We start from the raw sequence: 14,251 nt of genomic DNA on the forward strand, positions 1-14,251 counted from the left end.
CCTCATCGAGTTCGCGGCTTCTTCTTGTTGTTCAACGAGTCCGGGCTGGCTCCGGCATTGCCAAGGTCGGTGAAGAACTTGCCGTGTCGGGCGGCGACGCTGGGCGTCAAATCACGGGCCTCCCACATCGCGCGAACGGTGCCTTGAACACCATTTGGTCTGCGCCCGGCGATTTCGCCGGCGAGCTCGAATGCCCGGGTGCGTAGTTGGTCGTCGGGGACCACTTCAGTCACGAGCCCGATTCGCAGTGCGGTCTGCGCCGACATCCGCTCCTCGCTGCCGAGCAGCGCCCAGCGCATCACCTCGCCGTAGGGCACGCCGAGGGCCAGCATGCCCATCGGCTCCAGTGCCGAGACGATGCCCGCATTGGCATGTGGGTCAAAGAAGGTTGCCGTCTCGCTGCAGATCGAGAAGTCACACTCGTTGACGAAGTACATGGCACCGCCGGCCACGATGCCGTGCAGTGCCGCGATCACCGGCTTCCACACCTTGTGTGCCTTCGGCCCCAGTAGCTCCCCCGGATCCTCCTGGTTGAAGATCGGTTGGTGCTTCCACCAGGTGCCCTCGGTCACGTCGATGCCGGTGCAGAACGCGCGTTCCCCGTTTGCGCACAGCACCGCGACCCGGATGTCCTCGTCGTCGCGCACCCGTGCCCACACCGTGGCCAGCTCGGCGGCCATCTGTTCGGTGAAGCTGTTCAGCTTCGCAGGCCGGTTGAGTGCCACGGTGGCGACGTGGTCCGTCACCGAAAATTCGATGGTGGCCAGGTCGGTCTGCTCGATCACGGGCGCTCCTCGGTCGATGCGGTCGATACCGGCATCTTCGCATCCGCCTCGGCGACGTGGTTCACCTGGTTAGCGATCTCGCGTTTGAGGATCTTGCCTGCAGGGCCCAACGGGAACTCGCGCCGGAACACGAACCGGCGCGGCTGCTTGTAACCGGCCAGTTCCGCGCGACACAGCGCAGCCAGCTCGACGCTCAGAGTGTCCTCATCGTTGACGTGGGCCTTGGGAATCACGGCGGCCACCGGCGTCTCGCCCCACTCAGGGTCAGGCACCCCGACCACCGCCACCATGTCTACGTCGCGATGCTGAGCGAGCACCCGCTCGATCTCCGCCGGATAGACATTGAACCCGCCGGAGATGATGAGATCGGTTTTGCGACCGGTGATATGGAGGTAGCCTTCCTCGTCGAGGTAGCCCAAGTCACCGCTGCGCAACCCGTCGGGTCGGAACGTCTCGGCGGTCTGCTCGGGCCGGTTCCAGTAGCCAATCGCGTTGGCGGGGCTGACGATCACGATTTCGCCGACGTCGCCGGGTGGGGCATCGTTGCCGTCGACATCGACCACCCGGATCACGCACATCGGCGTTTCCCGCCCGCATGAGGTCGCAATCGAGGTTTTGCCGGCGACGATGTCGCGGTGATCCTCGGGCGTGAGAATCGTTGCTTGTCCGCCGCATTCGGTGAGTCCGTAGCGCTGCTGCAGGTCGCAACCGAGCAGGTCCATGGCCTTGCGTGCCAGGCCCGGCGGAACCGGCGCGGAACCGTAGGAGATGCGCCGCAGGCTCGACACGTCCCGCGGTGGTCCGTCTTCCAGGATCGCCAGCGTGCGGTGCAGCATCGTCGGGATGAACGTCGTGAACGTGATGGCGCTGCGTTCGATCTCGTCGATCACGGCCTGCGGGTCGAATCTCTGATGGATCACCATGGTCTGACCGAGGTAAAGCCATGACACCGTGCGGACCATGCCGCCCGCCGTGAAGAAAGGGGTGGTGGCAAGCATGACGTCCGAGCGGTTGGCCTCGGTCACCAGGTTTGTGTCCGCCGCCTGGTAGAGCAGGGCGCGGTGGGTGTGCATCACGCCCTTGGCTCGACCGGTCGTGCCGCTGGTGTACAGGATGAACGCGACGTCATCCGGCGTGACGTCGCGGTGCCCGTCGCCGGGCTGCGCCTGCGCCAGCGCCGTCTCGTAGTCGGTGACCAACTCGTTCGTGCCGAGCGTTGACCGCGCACCCACGCTCAATATCAGTGCCAGCTCCGTCAATTCGCCCAGGAACTTGTCCACGTGGTCGGCGTGGATGATGACAGCTCGTGCGCCGGAGTCGTCGCGGACGTGGGCGACTTCGTCGGGAGCCAGCCTGATATTCACCGGCACCGTGATCAACCCCGCTTTGGCCAGACCGAACGAGATCTCCGGCCATTCAAGGCAATTGCGGGCGATCACCATCACCCGATCGCCCGGTACCAACCCGCGGCCGATCAGGAAGGCGGCGAGCCGCCGGGCCCGCTCGTCGACCTGCGACCAGGTAAGCGCCCGGTCGGCGTCGACCAGCGCACGCTTGTCGGGGTAGCGGCGGCCGTTATTGGTTGCGATGTCACCGATGAGCATCAGATGAGAAGTCCGTTCAAATCAGGAAAGCGAGTGTCTCGACCGGGCCGCTTGCGTCGATCAGATGCACGATCTTGCGAATCAACCGCGGGCCTTCTGACGACAAGCGAATGGTGTGGGCTACCCGGCCGGCCCAGAAGCGTTGACGCAGACGGTATTCGAATAGCGCGAAGTTGGATTCCACCGTGACCGTGTTGGTGCCCGTTTCCACCACCTCACTGTTGGAGACCACACGCCGCATTACCGACGGCGGTGTCTGTGAGTGCCGGTTGCCGGTGTTGAGCTGCGCCACCCGGCTCTTGATCCGTCGCCGGTTGTCATTGATGTAGGCCAGCGTGTTCCGCGGGTCGTCGTCAGGGTGCATCGGGACGCGGTACTCGACCGTGTCGTCATCGTCGGCCCACAACGCTTCCCACTCCGAGTAGCGGCCCTCGTCGGCCAGCCGCGCCTCCAGATAAAGAAACGACAGGATCTCAGGGTCCGGCAGCGGACGCAGAACCGGACGCGTCTGGGCTTCAGAGTTGACGGTCATGCTCCGGTCCTCCCGCCGACGACCGAGGCCCAGTGCGAGTAGAAACCGCGCTGGGGAGTCTCGGCGCTTTTGTCGCGGTTGATGATTCCGCTTTCGTCGGTCACATCGCCGTCGACACCGCGGGCCAGCACCAGCCACTCGGGCAGCTCGGCGGCGAGCCCGGCCTGGTTGCGCATGCCGATCTCTCCGTCGTCCGCGATCAAGAAGCCGGCCGGACCCATCGCCCCCTCGGAACGGCGCAGCGTGCGCTCGTTCAACGCGTCCTGGCCGGGTATGAGGACCGCGGTGGTATAGGCGACGGTGCGGTCGGGGGCCTGCGGTTCGACGAACATTACGTTCATCTCGGCCAGGAACAGGTTGGGCCAGATCAGTGTGTGCGGCGGACCCACCACCAAAGCGTCGTGCGCTTGCTCGGGACCGTACGCACCTTCCAGTGCGTCGACGTAGCCGGCCAGCTTGGCCCGCGGGATCCGGCCGTACCAGACGAATTCCTCATCGAGTTTTCGGTATTCGTCGCTGTAGTCGATCTCGGAATGGCCATTGCCGAGATCGCGGACCAGCACGTCGACCTTGGTCGGGACGTGCGACACCTTGGCGGGCTTGATCGCGTCGTACACCGAGGCGTGCGTGAACAGTGCGTGGTAGCCGTCAACGTTGTTCTCCACCACCATCTTCCAGTTGGCGTGGTGCAGGTGCTTCATCCAATTGGCCCGCAGGTCGATCTCGCGGGTGGGGGACAGGTTCAGCAGGCGATCGATGGCGCGTGTTGCCTTACCAAGGTGCTCTTGTAGCGAGATGCCCTCGGGCGCCAGCGACGCGAAGACGAATCCGCCGTAGCTGTCCACCCGGGGCGCCTGGGCGAGACCCAGCTCGGCGCGCACTTTGTTGAACTCCTCGCCGTAACCCTCACGCATCGGAACACCCTGCAGCGCACCCGTATTGCCAAACGTCCAGCCGTGATACGGGCACCGGAACGAGTTGGCGTTGCCCTTCTCGGCGTTGCACAGCTTGTTGGCACGGTGGGTGCAGCGATTGAGCACCACCCGAACCACGCCGTCCCTGCCGCGCACCACGACAACCGGGTCATGGCCGATCATCCGGGTGAGGTAGTCACCCGGCTCGCTGACCTCGCTCTCATGCGCCACATAGACCCAGCCGGTCTTGAAGATGCTGTCCATTTCACGGCGGAAGATCTCGGCGGACGTGTACACCGTCCCGTGCACCCGGTCGCGGCGTATGACAGTGTCGACGTCGAATTCGTCTACAGCAGCGTTGGATTCGACTGTCGTCATTGATCCTCCAGAATGTCGATGGCCGGGATGGCGACGTCGCCCAGTCGGCGGAAGCCGATGCGCACCGCTGTGCCGATGGGCGGTGCGGTGTCCGCGGGTTGCACGGTGGTCATCACCATCCGGTGCCCGCTTGCCAGCTCGACGTCGACGATGGGGTACGGCGCCCCGCCGCGCACCAGGCCGGGCTCACAGCGATGCATAAGTGTCGCCGCGTGTACAGTGCCGTGTAGATCGACTGTGCGCCAATCATTTTCGGTGTTTCCGCAGCCGTCGCAGACTTCCTGATCGAGCTCGAGCGGCAGGGCGCAGGCCGCGCAGAACGGTAATGCGAGCTCATTGCGCGCGGCCGCTCGGTACAGCGGCGCCAGCACGTCGTCGTCGGCGGTGGGTGCCAGCGCGCTGTCCAGCAACCAGTCCTCGACCGCCGTGGCGGTCATGCGGCGCGCTCCAGCACCAAGGCGGCGTGGTGGTCCATCCGGCCGCCGATACCGCCGACCAGTGCGACCGTCGCCCCGGCAACCTGACGTTGCCCGCCGGCGCCACGCAGCTGAATCATCGCCTCCGCCAACGGCGTCATACCCTGCAGGTAGAAACCGGACAGCTGGCCACCACCGGTGTTGGTCGGCAGCGTGCCGCCCGGCCCGGTGTGGCCGTCGCGCACGAATGCACCCGCCGGAACGTCACCGGTGAGCCGGTATTCGTCGAGCAGCGCCAGCGTGACGATCGAGAACGGGTCGTACAGTTCGGCGACGTGCAGGTCTGATCGGGCCATGCCGGCTTGGTCGAGGGCGTCCTGTACCGCGCGGCCACCGCCCCCGAACCACGACTCGGCTCCCGCGCGGCGGCGCCGCACCGGGTGTTCGCGCCCGGCTCCGCGAACCCGCAGTCGGGTGACGCCGACCGAGGGCCGCCCGGTGAGCACGACGGCGACCGCCCCGTTCACCGGCCGGGCGCAGTCCAGCAGCCGAAGTGGTTCGGCGATCATCGGGGAAGAGTCATAGTCGGCGTCGTCGAGCGGCTCTCGGTTCACCGCATCGGGGTTGCCGCGCGCCCATGCCCTGGCCGTGGTGGCGACGGAGCGCAACGCTTTGGCAGGGGTGCCTGAGACGTGCAGCCAGCGCTGGGTCATCAGCGCATACGTCGGCACCGAGCCAAGCAGCCCGGAGGCGCGCTCCAGGCCGCGCACCCCGACGTTGCCGCCACTGTGTGCGTAGGTCGAGCCGGCACCGCGGCCGGCCACCAGGGGTGCGTCAGCGAAGACGCACAGTATGGTCGACGCCTCGCCCGCGACGATCGCGTGGCGCGCGCGCTGGATCATGGCGATCGTCGTGGCGCCCTTGATCTCGACGTGCTCCAGCAGGCGTAGGTCCGAGAAGCCAGCCGCGGCGGCGAAGCCGACGCCCAGCCGGTCCGGCCGGACGCCCTGCGACGAGCCGACCAGGATCCCGTCGATGTCGGCATGCCCGAGTCCGGCGTCGGCCAGCGCGGCGGCGCTCGCCTTGACGGCCAGTTCTAGGGGCGTCGCGCCGGGACGCAGCGACATAGGGGTCATGCCCAGGCCGACCAGGTCGGCGTCGGCGGCGCTCACGGCCGCTCCGTTGGCCGGCGTTCGCCGCGGTAGTTGCCTACCCTGATCCACTCCTCGCGGTCTTCGGCGGTGGCCAAGGTGAAGCTGGCCAACTCCAAGGGGCACAGGAAGACCTGCTCGCCGCCCTCCAGGTCCTCAACGAGCAGGCGGGGGCCGTTGCCGTTGACGTCCAGCGACAACCGCACGGCCGCGAACTCGTTGACCAGGTCGGCGAGGACGCGGCGTCCGGCCGGAGTATTCACCTGCCCAGTATTACCGCATACAAGTGTCAGAATCAATGGAGGAAGAAGGAATGACGGCTGGCGGATCACGTCCGGGTCGAGCGCTGTAGGCCGTTCTCCACATGGGAACATAGAGCTTGTGCGACGATGAGAAGAATGGATGCTGATGTCAGCGATAGATGACATGTATGTCAGATACGGAAGATTCGAGAAGGTGAGATGAGCCAAGCACAAGCTCCGGCCGCTGCGGTCGATGTGAGCCGAGTCGACACGCAGAACTACCGCAGCATCTGGATGTATCTCAAGGAGCTCGAGTTCCGGCAGGGGTTCGTCGATGTCCCGGTCAAGGGAGTCCCTGTCCGGACCCGTTACGCCGAGGCGGGCGGGCCGGACAAGCCGCACGCCATCCTGCTGCACGGCACCGGCGGGCATTGGGAGACGTTCGCGCCCAACCTCGCCGCACTGTCACAGCACTTCCACTGCGTGGCGATCGACATGGTCGGCAATGGGTTCTCCGGCAAGCCGGACTACGACTACGAGATCGCGATTTACGTCGAACACGTGCTGGGGGTGATGGACCACTTCGGCATGACGTCAGCCAACTTCATTGCAATGTCGCTGGGCGCGTTCGTCGCGTCCGCGATCTCCGTCGGCCACGCCGACCGAGTCGACAAGGTGATCCTGATGTCGCCGGCCGGGCGGGAAGCGTCGGCGGCGAACATGGCGCGCATTCGGGCGGAACGGACCAAGGCGGTCAACGAGCCGACGTGGGAATCCCTACACGCCGTGTTCGCCCACCTGATCGCCGACGAGGCTAATCGCCTGCCCGATCTCATCGGTTTGCGTCAGGCCGTGTATCGGCGCGAGGACACCCGGAACACCATCGACCGGCTGCTGATCCTGCAGGACGAGAAGGTGCGCCACCGCAACCTGATTCCCGACGACAAGTGGCGCGGCATCGAGGCGCCGGTGATGATCGTGGCGTCGGGCAAGGATCACGGCGTGTACCAGGACACCGCTCGTACGATCGCGAACCTGATTCCGAACTCAGAGGTTTTCGAGATGCCCTCGGTGCGGCATTGGCCGCATTTCGAGGATCCGGAGGCGTTCAACGCCGCGGCGATCGAGTTCCTCACCAGATGACCAGACCCGCCGAGGACGAGCTCGCCGACATTGCCCGGCGGCTGTACGAGGCCGAGCAGAACCGCACGCCGATCCGGCAGTTGTCGCTGGACTATCCCGACATGACCATCGAGGACGCCTACGCGGTGCAGCGGGCACTCGTCGCGCTGAAAGTCGCCGACGGGCGAGAAGTCAAGGGCCGCAAGATTGGTCTGACCTCGAAGGTGATGCAGCGGGCGGTGTCGATCGACGAACCGGATTACGGTGCGCTGTTCGACGACATGTTCATCGAGGATGGCGGCCGCGTCCCGCTGGGCCGGTACATCCGTCCGCGCGTCGAGGTCGAGTTGGCTTTCGTGCTGGGCGAGCGGCTATCCGGCCCGGGGGTCACGTTGTTCGACGTGCTGCGGGCCACCGAGTTCGTGACTCCTGCACTGGAGATCCTCGACGCCAGGGTGCAGATGTCGGACCCCGAAACCGGCCATCTGCGCACCATCGTCGACACCATCGCCGACAACGCCGCGGACGCCGGCCTGGTCCTGGGCGGCCGGGTATTCCGCCCCTTGGACGTCGATCTGCGCTGGGTGGCGGCCCTGCTGCTGCGCAACGGCACCATCGAGGAGTCCGGGGTGGCGGCCGCGGTGCTCAACCATCCCGGCAATGGTGTGGCCTGGCTAGCCAATCGGCTTGCCCCACATGGTGTTTCCCTTGAGCGCGGCGAGGTCATCCTGTCCGGATCGTTCACCAAGCCGGTGTTCGCCGAACCGGGGGACAGCTTTGTCGCCGACTATGGACCGCTGGGCACGGTCTCGGTGACGTTCGATTCGGGGGCATCGTGACCAACCGGTGGACGCAGCGCATCAGCGATGGCGACCCGCGGATCGGCATGTGGGTGGCCTCGGGCAGCGGGTATGTCACCGAGATCTGCGCGGGGTCCGGAATCGACTGGCTGCTGTTGGACCAGGAGCATGCGCCCAACGATCTGCGCACGACGCTCGAACAGTTGCAGGTGTTGGCGGGCTACCCGGACGTCGACGTGCTGGTGCGTCCGCCGTCTGCCGATCCCGTGTTCATCAAGCAACTGCTCGACATCGGCGCGCAGAACATCATCGTTCCGATGATCGATGGCCCCGGTGAGGCAGTCGCGGCGGTTTCCGCCACCCGGTACCCGCCCGAGGGGATTCGCGGGGTGGGCAGCGCGTTGGCGCGGGCGTCGCGTTGGAACCGCATTTCTGACTACCTTGTCACCGCAGATGCAACGGTGTCGTTGACCGTCCAAGTGGAAAGTGCGGCCGGTCTGACCCAGCTCGGCGAGATCGCCGACGTCGATGGTGTGGACGCCATCTTCATCGGTCCGGCCGACCTGGCGGCCTCAATGGGCAAACTTGGGCAGCCGGAGCATCCCGAGATCGTGAGCACCATAGAGGCTGCGTTAGCGACTATCGTGGACCACGGCAAGCGCGCCGGTGTGAATGCGTTCAGCGAGCCGTTGGCACGCCGCTACATGATGGCCGGCGCGAGCTTCGTGCTAGTAGGAGCGGACGTCGCATTGCTGGCTCGCGGTGCCGAACAACTGGCCGCGAGGTATCGAGGTCAATGACTGACGCATTGTTTCTGACTATCGTGTCACCTAGAATTCCGGACCATGGATCTCGACTTCACGCCTGACCAGCTCGAGTTCCGCGACCAGGTCCGCACGTGGCTCGACGAGAACAAGCCGACCGAACAAAGGCCGCGCGACGATGCGGGTATCCGGGAATACGACCTCGCGTGGCAGCGCACGCAATGGGAAGGCGGCTGGGCCGGCATCGCCTGGCCGACAGAATACGGCGGCAAGGGGCTGACGCTGCTTCAGCAGTTGATCTGGTACGAGGAGTATGCCGCGCGGGGGTTCCCTGGGATCGATGCATGCTTCGTCGGTAACTCGCACGCCGGGCCGACCCTGATCACCAGGGCAACCGATGAGCAGAAGTCGTTCCACTTGCCGAAAATCCTTGGCGGTGAGGTGATTTGGTGTCAGGGCTTCTCCGAGCCCGACGCCGGGTCGGATCTGGCGGCGTTGCGCACCAAGGCGGTGATCGACGGCGAGCACCTGGTGGTGTCGGGGCAGAAGCTGTGGACGAGCTTCGCCACCGTCGCCGACTACCAGGAACTGCTGGTGCGCACCGACAACACCGGCAGCAAGCACAAGGGCATCACCTGGGTGATTTGCGACATGAGCACTTCAGGGATCGACGTCCGCCCGATCGAGACCATCGAGGGCGGCTCGGAATTCTGCGAAGTGTTCTATGACGACGTGCGCATTCCGCTGAGCAACGTGGTCGGCGAGGTGGGCGAAGGTTGGTCGGTCGCGATGGCGACGCTGTCCTTTGAGCGTGGCACCGCGTTCACCGCCAACCAGGTGCGGCTGGCGAAGATCATCGAGGACCTCATCGACTACGCCCGCGACCACGTCGGGCCGGACGGCCGCAGGCCCGCCATCGCCGATGACGACATCGCGCGACGGCTGGCGAGGGCTCGCGCCTCGGTGGCGTCACTGCGGGCGCTCACCTACACCAACATTTGCGAGGCCTTGAAGACCGAGACACCCGGCCCGCGGGGTTCGATCGTCAAGTTGATGTACGCCGAATTGGCCAAGGAGATCGGCAGATTGGCGATGGACATCGTCGGTCCGGCCTCAGTCCGGTATTCGTCGCGCTGGGACGTCGACGGCTGGGTCGGTTACTACTACTACAGCTTCTCCCAAGCCATCGGGGGCGGAACGTCGGAGATCCAACGCAACATCGTCGGCGAGCGCGTGTTGGGGCTGCCCCGATGAATACCGTGAGGAGACGGCCATGAACCTGCTGCCCGGAGCTGAGCAGCTTGAAATCATCACGGCGGCAGGGGAATTCCTCGCTGAGAGGATGCCTGTCGAGCGGATCCGTGCTAATCGGCACGCGGAAGCGCCGATTCCCGGGTCGGTATGGCGAGAATGCGCCGAGTTGGGCCTTTTGACTCTCGGGCTCGACGAGGAGTTCGGCGGATCGGGCCGGCCGCTGGACGACGAAGCGCTGCTGTTCGTCGAACTCGGCAAGCGGCTCGCGCCCGGGCCGTTCCTGGCGGGCACGTTGGGTGCCCGGGTAGCCGCCCGATCTGGCGACGACGCGCTGGCCCAGCGGATCGGCTCCGGGGTGGCGGTGGTGGCCCTCGCGGTACTGCGTGGCGACGGCGACGTGCGGCCAGCGCGGCCCATTAAAGGGACCTTCGATTTGTTCGAGCCGGCGGGTGCCTCGCACGCCCTGCTGGTGGCCCGCAGCGGTGCCGCTCTGCTCGACATCGATTCCTTCGGGCCGCTGACATCCGTGGCCGCAGCCGACCCGGGTACTCGGATATCTTCGGCCACAGTCGAATCCGCCGAGCCGGTGTATTGGCTGCCGGTTGAGGACGAATGGATCTGGGGCCGCGCCATGGTGCTCGCGGCGGGCTATCTGGCCGGGCTGGCCGCGGGCGCGGCCGGTTTGGCGACCGAACACGCCAAGACGCGTGAGCAGTTCGGCAAACCGATCGGGGTCCACCAGGCGATCAAGCACGCCTGCGTCGATATGGAGATCGCGGCCGAGGCCACGCAGGCGCAGACGTTCTTCGCCGCAATCGCGGTGGCGAGTGGCCGCGCCGACGCCCTGCTGCAGGTGCTGTCGGCCGCAACGGTGGCCGGCTCGGCGGCCGTCGACAATGCCGCAGCAGGCATCCACGTGTTCGGTGGGATGGGTTACACGTTCGAGAACGACATGCACCTATACCTGAAGCGTGCGCACGTGTTTCGGCATCTGTTCGGCGAGCCCACCGACGTGCTGGCCGAGTTGCTGGCCCAGGACCGCGCCCAGTGAGCGGCACCGTTGCGATCGCCGGTGTCGCCCTGTCCGACGTCGGCCGAGTCGACGACAAGGGCCCCTACGAGCTGATCGCGCAGGCCAGCCGCCGCGCCTTGGCTGATGCCGGGCTGACGCCCGATGACGTCGATGGGTTGGCCTCTACCGGTCAGGGCACACTGCCCCCGGTCGATGTCGGCGAGTATCTGGGGCTGCGGCCCCGCTGGATCGACTCCACCGCGGTCGGGGGAGCGTCGTGGGAGGTGATGGCCGCCCACGCGGCCGACGCGATCGCCGCCGGGCATGCCGACGTGGTGTTGCTGACCTACGGCTCGACTGCCCGCTCTGATCTTCGAAAGGGGTTGCGGGGGGCCAACATCAATTGGGGCGCGCGCGGACCACTGCAGTGGGAGGCGCCCTACGGCCACACCCTAATCTCCAAGTACGCCATGGCCGCACGGCGGCACATGTTCACTTACGGCACCACGATCGAGCAGCTGGCCGAGGTCGCTGTGTCCGCGCGGTTCAACGCGGCCGACAATCCCGAGGCCTACTACCGCGATCCGATCACCGTCGACGATGTGCTCGGCGGACCAATGATCGCCGACCCTTTCACCAAGCTGCACTGCTGCATTCGCAGCGATGGCGGGGCGGCGGCCGTCCTCGTCAACGCGGAACGCGCAAAGGATCTGCGGAGTAAGCCGGTGTGGGTGCTCGGCTCGGGCGAGACCACCTCGCACATGCTCACCTCGCAGTGGGACGACCTCACCGTCGGCCCGGCGGCGGTCAGCGGACCGCTCGCCTTTGCGCGCGCCGGGGTCTCCCCGTCCGACGTCGACGTCGCCGAGATCTACGACGCGTTCACCTATATGTTGCTACTCACCCTCGAAGACCTGGGCTTCTGCCCGAAGGGGGAGGGCGGCGGCTTTGTCGAGAAGGGCTCGTTGCGTTTGGGCGGCGAACTTCCCACCAATACCGACGGTGGCGGCCTGTCGGCATGTCACCCGGGTCAGCGGGGGTTGTTCCTCTTAGTCGAGGCGGCGCGCCAGTTGCGCGGCGAATGCGGGCCGCGGCAGGTGCCGGACGCCCGGATCGCCTGTGTCAGCGGCACCGGCGGCTGGTTCTGTTCCAGCGGCACAATGATTCTCGGCGCCGAGGAGCCGTAGGTGGCCCGTGCACCGCTGAGCGCCGACGTCAGCGACACCCGGTCGATGCTGGAGTGCGCTGCTACCGTGCACGGTGACCGTGAGGCCTACGTTGAGCCGGGAGGGCGCATCACCTTCGCGGACTGGATCGGCCGGGCCCGTGGTGTCGCTTCGCAGTTCGCCGACCTCGGGGTCGGCAAGGGCGACGTAATCGTGCTGTGGCTGCCGTCGGGCATCGACTATGCGACGTGTTATGCCGCCGCGGCGATGCTCGGCGCCATCACCGCGGGTCTGAACCCCCGACTCGGTCGTCGAGAGATCGAATCTGTTCTGCAACAAGCTGATCCCGCGTTGATCGTCGCCGATGAACGGCTTGGAGCGCTACCCGATACCGGGCACCGGCTGTTGTCGCGGGATGCGCTGTGCAGCGACACGTCGTCATCGGCACCACCTGCCGTGGAGCTCAACCGTCGGGACCTGGTTGCGTTGATCTTCACCAGTGGCACGACTGGGATGCCGAAGGGCGCGGCATTCGATGCCGACCGACTGGCGGCGGGCGCGGCAGCATCAGGGGTGATGAGCGCGCCCTACGACCGGCGCCTCACATCGACACCGTTCTCCCACGCCGGCTACATGTTCAAGCTCTGGGATCAGTTGGTGTGGGGCAGCACGCTGGTGGTGCCGCCGACTCCGTGGTCGGCCCAGGGCATGTTCGACATCCTGCGCGACGAGCGGGTCACCGTGGCGGGTGCGGTTCCGACCCAGTGGGCCAAGCTGCTCGATGTCGATGGCGTGAGCCGGCAGGCGTTGTCGCACTTACGGATCGGGGTGGTCGCCACGGCGCCGGCGCCGCCCGAGTTGATACGTCGGGTCGCCGAGCGGATCGGGGTTCCGCTGGTGGTGCGGTATGCGATGACCGAGTGCCCGACTATTTGCGGCACCGAACCGAACGACGCCCCCGAGATTCAGTTCCGCACGGTCGGGCGGCCGGCCGCCGGAATGGAGGTCCGCGTCGGGCCCGACGGCGGTGTCGAGGTACGCGGTCCCTGCGTGATGCGCGGCTATTGGTGCAACCCGGAACTCACCGAAGAGGTGCTGCGCGACGGCTGGCTGCGCACCGGCGACATCGGCGCCCTCGGTGCCGACGGGAATCTCACCCTGGTTGGGCGCAGCGGCGACATGTACATCCGCGGCGGCTACAACGTGCATCCCGGTGAGGTGGAGCGTGTGCTCGCCGGTCACGCGGGTGTGAAAAATGCTGCCGTAGTGGGGTGCTCGGCCCCGGTTATCGGGGAGATCGGCGTCGCGTGCGTGGTGCCGGCTGACGCCGCTAGGCCCCCGGGGCTGGCCGAGTTGCGCACTTATGTGGCGGACGAGCTGGCCGATTACAAGGCGCCCGACGAATTGCTGATCGTCGACGAGTTACCGCTGACAGCGATGCTCAAGCCGGACCGGCTTGCCCTACGGGAGCTGATCAGATTGCACGACAAAGACATTCAACGTCGACGACCGACGGAACAAGAGAGTCATGGCTGATCCGGGCGCAACTCGATGAACAGGCCCTCGGCTTCCGCGCATAGTGTGTCCCCGTGGGTGAGCTCCGCGCGCAGCAGCCTCTTGCGTCCCTGTTCGCTGACGAACCAGGCGCGCACCACGAGTTCTTCGCCGACGGGTGTGATGGACCGGAAATCGGTGTGCAGATATGCGGTTCGCGCAGGCGCACGGCCGCCGCTACTGGCCAGCCGGCCGAGCACCTCATCGAATAACAGGGGGATGGCCCCGCCGTGGACGGCTCCGCCTCCACCGAGAAAGTAGCGGCCGAACGTGACGGTGCCCTCTACCTTCTCCGGGTCGCCCGCGATCGGAATAAAGCTGGGGGCCATGGTTTGTCCGCGGCCGGGCAGATCGAGTCGGCGAGCGAAGATCTGCCTGCGCTCGGGGACGGCGGCTGGGGCCAACCGGTCGGTCCAGTCCTTGAGGTCCTTCGTCAGCGCCACGGTTGTCGCCCTATCCGGGGCTGCGGCGGCCACGTCGTCGAGGAAATCGCGCAGCGCCGCGATCATGTCGCCGTATTCGGCGCCCCCGCCCGGGCTCCGTACCGTCGGCTCCTG

Annotated in this window: 15 protein-coding genes; 7 read left to right on the forward strand and 8 right to left on the reverse strand. The window is 66.4% G+C overall.

The window, feature by feature from the left end:
• Positions 1-2 precede the first annotated feature (2 nt).
• Genes MAAFP003_RS28295 through MAAFP003_RS28325 form a run of 7 tightly spaced genes read right to left on the reverse strand, consistent with a single transcriptional unit; the run spans position 3 to position 6,043 of the window.
• Positions 3-785: an enoyl-CoA hydratase/isomerase family protein gene (locus MAAFP003_RS28295; protein ID WP_036473797.1), complete on the reverse strand. Its 783-nt coding sequence runs from the start codon at positions 783-785 to the stop codon at positions 3-5.
• Positions 782-2,389, reverse strand: coding sequence for a class I adenylate-forming enzyme family protein (locus tag MAAFP003_RS28300; RefSeq protein ID WP_096290770.1), 1,608 nt, complete (start codon positions 2,387-2,389; stop codon positions 782-784). The genes MAAFP003_RS28295 and MAAFP003_RS28300 overlap by 4 nt, the downstream gene beginning before the upstream one ends.
• A 16-nt stretch (positions 2,390-2,405) precedes the next feature.
• Entirely contained in the window at positions 2,406-2,921 is a 516-nt protein-coding gene (locus MAAFP003_RS28305) for an aromatic-ring-hydroxylating dioxygenase subunit beta (protein WP_036473799.1), read from the reverse strand.
• Entirely contained in the window at positions 2,918-4,213 is a 1,296-nt protein-coding gene (locus MAAFP003_RS28310) for an aromatic ring-hydroxylating oxygenase subunit alpha (RefSeq protein ID WP_176234842.1), read from the reverse strand. The genes MAAFP003_RS28305 and MAAFP003_RS28310 overlap by 4 nt, the downstream gene beginning before the upstream one ends.
• Positions 4,210-4,650 (reverse strand): Zn-ribbon domain-containing OB-fold protein, encoded by a 441-nt coding sequence (locus tag MAAFP003_RS28315; protein ID WP_036473801.1) that lies wholly within the window; start codon positions 4,648-4,650, stop codon positions 4,210-4,212. The genes MAAFP003_RS28310 and MAAFP003_RS28315 overlap by 4 nt, the downstream gene beginning before the upstream one ends.
• A complete protein-coding gene (locus tag MAAFP003_RS28320) occupies positions 4,647-5,765 on the reverse strand; it encodes a thiolase family protein (RefSeq protein WP_036474152.1) in 1,119 nt (372 codons plus the stop codon). Before MAAFP003_RS28320 ends, MAAFP003_RS28315 begins: the two co-directional genes overlap by 4 nt.
• A gap of 32 nt (positions 5,766-5,797) precedes the next feature.
• A complete protein-coding gene (locus MAAFP003_RS28325; RefSeq protein WP_036473804.1) occupies positions 5,798-6,043 on the reverse strand; it encodes a hypothetical protein in 246 nt (81 codons plus the stop codon).
• Between the two features lie 198 nt (positions 6,044-6,241).
• Between MAAFP003_RS28325 and MAAFP003_RS28330 the strand changes: the two genes are divergently transcribed.
• From MAAFP003_RS28330 to MAAFP003_RS28360, 7 genes are read left to right on the forward strand one after another with little or no spacing between them, the layout of a single operon-like run.
• A complete protein-coding gene (locus MAAFP003_RS28330) occupies positions 6,242-7,165 on the forward strand; it encodes an alpha/beta fold hydrolase (RefSeq protein ID WP_036473806.1) in 924 nt (307 codons plus the stop codon).
• Positions 7,162-7,983 carry a 2-oxo-hept-4-ene-1,7-dioate hydratase gene (gene hpaH, locus MAAFP003_RS28335; protein ID WP_036473808.1) on the forward strand — a complete coding sequence of 274 codons (822 nt, stop codon included), beginning with the start codon at positions 7,162-7,164 and terminating at the stop codon, positions 7,981-7,983. Before MAAFP003_RS28330 ends, hpaH begins: the two co-directional genes overlap by 4 nt.
• Entirely contained in the window at positions 7,980-8,744 is a 765-nt protein-coding gene (locus MAAFP003_RS28340; RefSeq protein ID WP_036473810.1) for an aldolase/citrate lyase family protein, read from the forward strand. Before hpaH ends, MAAFP003_RS28340 begins: the two co-directional genes overlap by 4 nt.
• A 45-nt stretch (positions 8,745-8,789) precedes the next feature.
• On the forward strand, positions 8,790-9,962 hold the full coding sequence (locus MAAFP003_RS28345; RefSeq protein ID WP_036473813.1) for an acyl-CoA dehydrogenase family protein: 1,173 nt from the start codon (positions 8,790-8,792) through the stop codon (positions 9,960-9,962).
• Positions 9,963-9,981: 19 nt separating this feature from the next.
• Positions 9,982-11,013: an acyl-CoA dehydrogenase family protein gene (locus MAAFP003_RS28350; RefSeq protein WP_036473815.1), complete on the forward strand. Its 1,032-nt coding sequence runs from the start codon at positions 9,982-9,984 to the stop codon at positions 11,011-11,013.
• Positions 11,010-12,161 carry an acetyl-CoA acetyltransferase gene (locus tag MAAFP003_RS28355; RefSeq protein ID WP_036473816.1) on the forward strand — a complete coding sequence of 384 codons (1,152 nt, stop codon included), beginning with the start codon at positions 11,010-11,012 and terminating at the stop codon, positions 12,159-12,161. Before MAAFP003_RS28350 ends, MAAFP003_RS28355 begins: the two co-directional genes overlap by 4 nt.
• Positions 12,162-13,676: a class I adenylate-forming enzyme family protein gene (locus tag MAAFP003_RS28360; protein ID WP_036473818.1), complete on the forward strand. Its 1,515-nt coding sequence runs from the start codon at positions 12,162-12,164 to the stop codon at positions 13,674-13,676.
• Here the strand turns inward: MAAFP003_RS28360 and MAAFP003_RS28365 are convergent.
• Complete coding sequence (locus tag MAAFP003_RS28365; RefSeq protein WP_036474155.1) at positions 13,667-14,203, reverse strand: hotdog domain-containing protein; 537 nt, start codon at positions 14,201-14,203, stop codon at positions 13,667-13,669. The two genes, MAAFP003_RS28360 and MAAFP003_RS28365, sit on opposite strands and share 10 nt — an antisense overlap.
• Positions 14,204-14,251: the final 48 nt, after the last annotated feature.

The sequence above is a fragment of the Mycobacterium ahvazicum genome (genome assembly GCF_900176255.2).
GTDB lineage: Bacteria > Actinomycetota > Actinomycetes > Mycobacteriales > Mycobacteriaceae > Mycobacterium > Mycobacterium ahvazicum.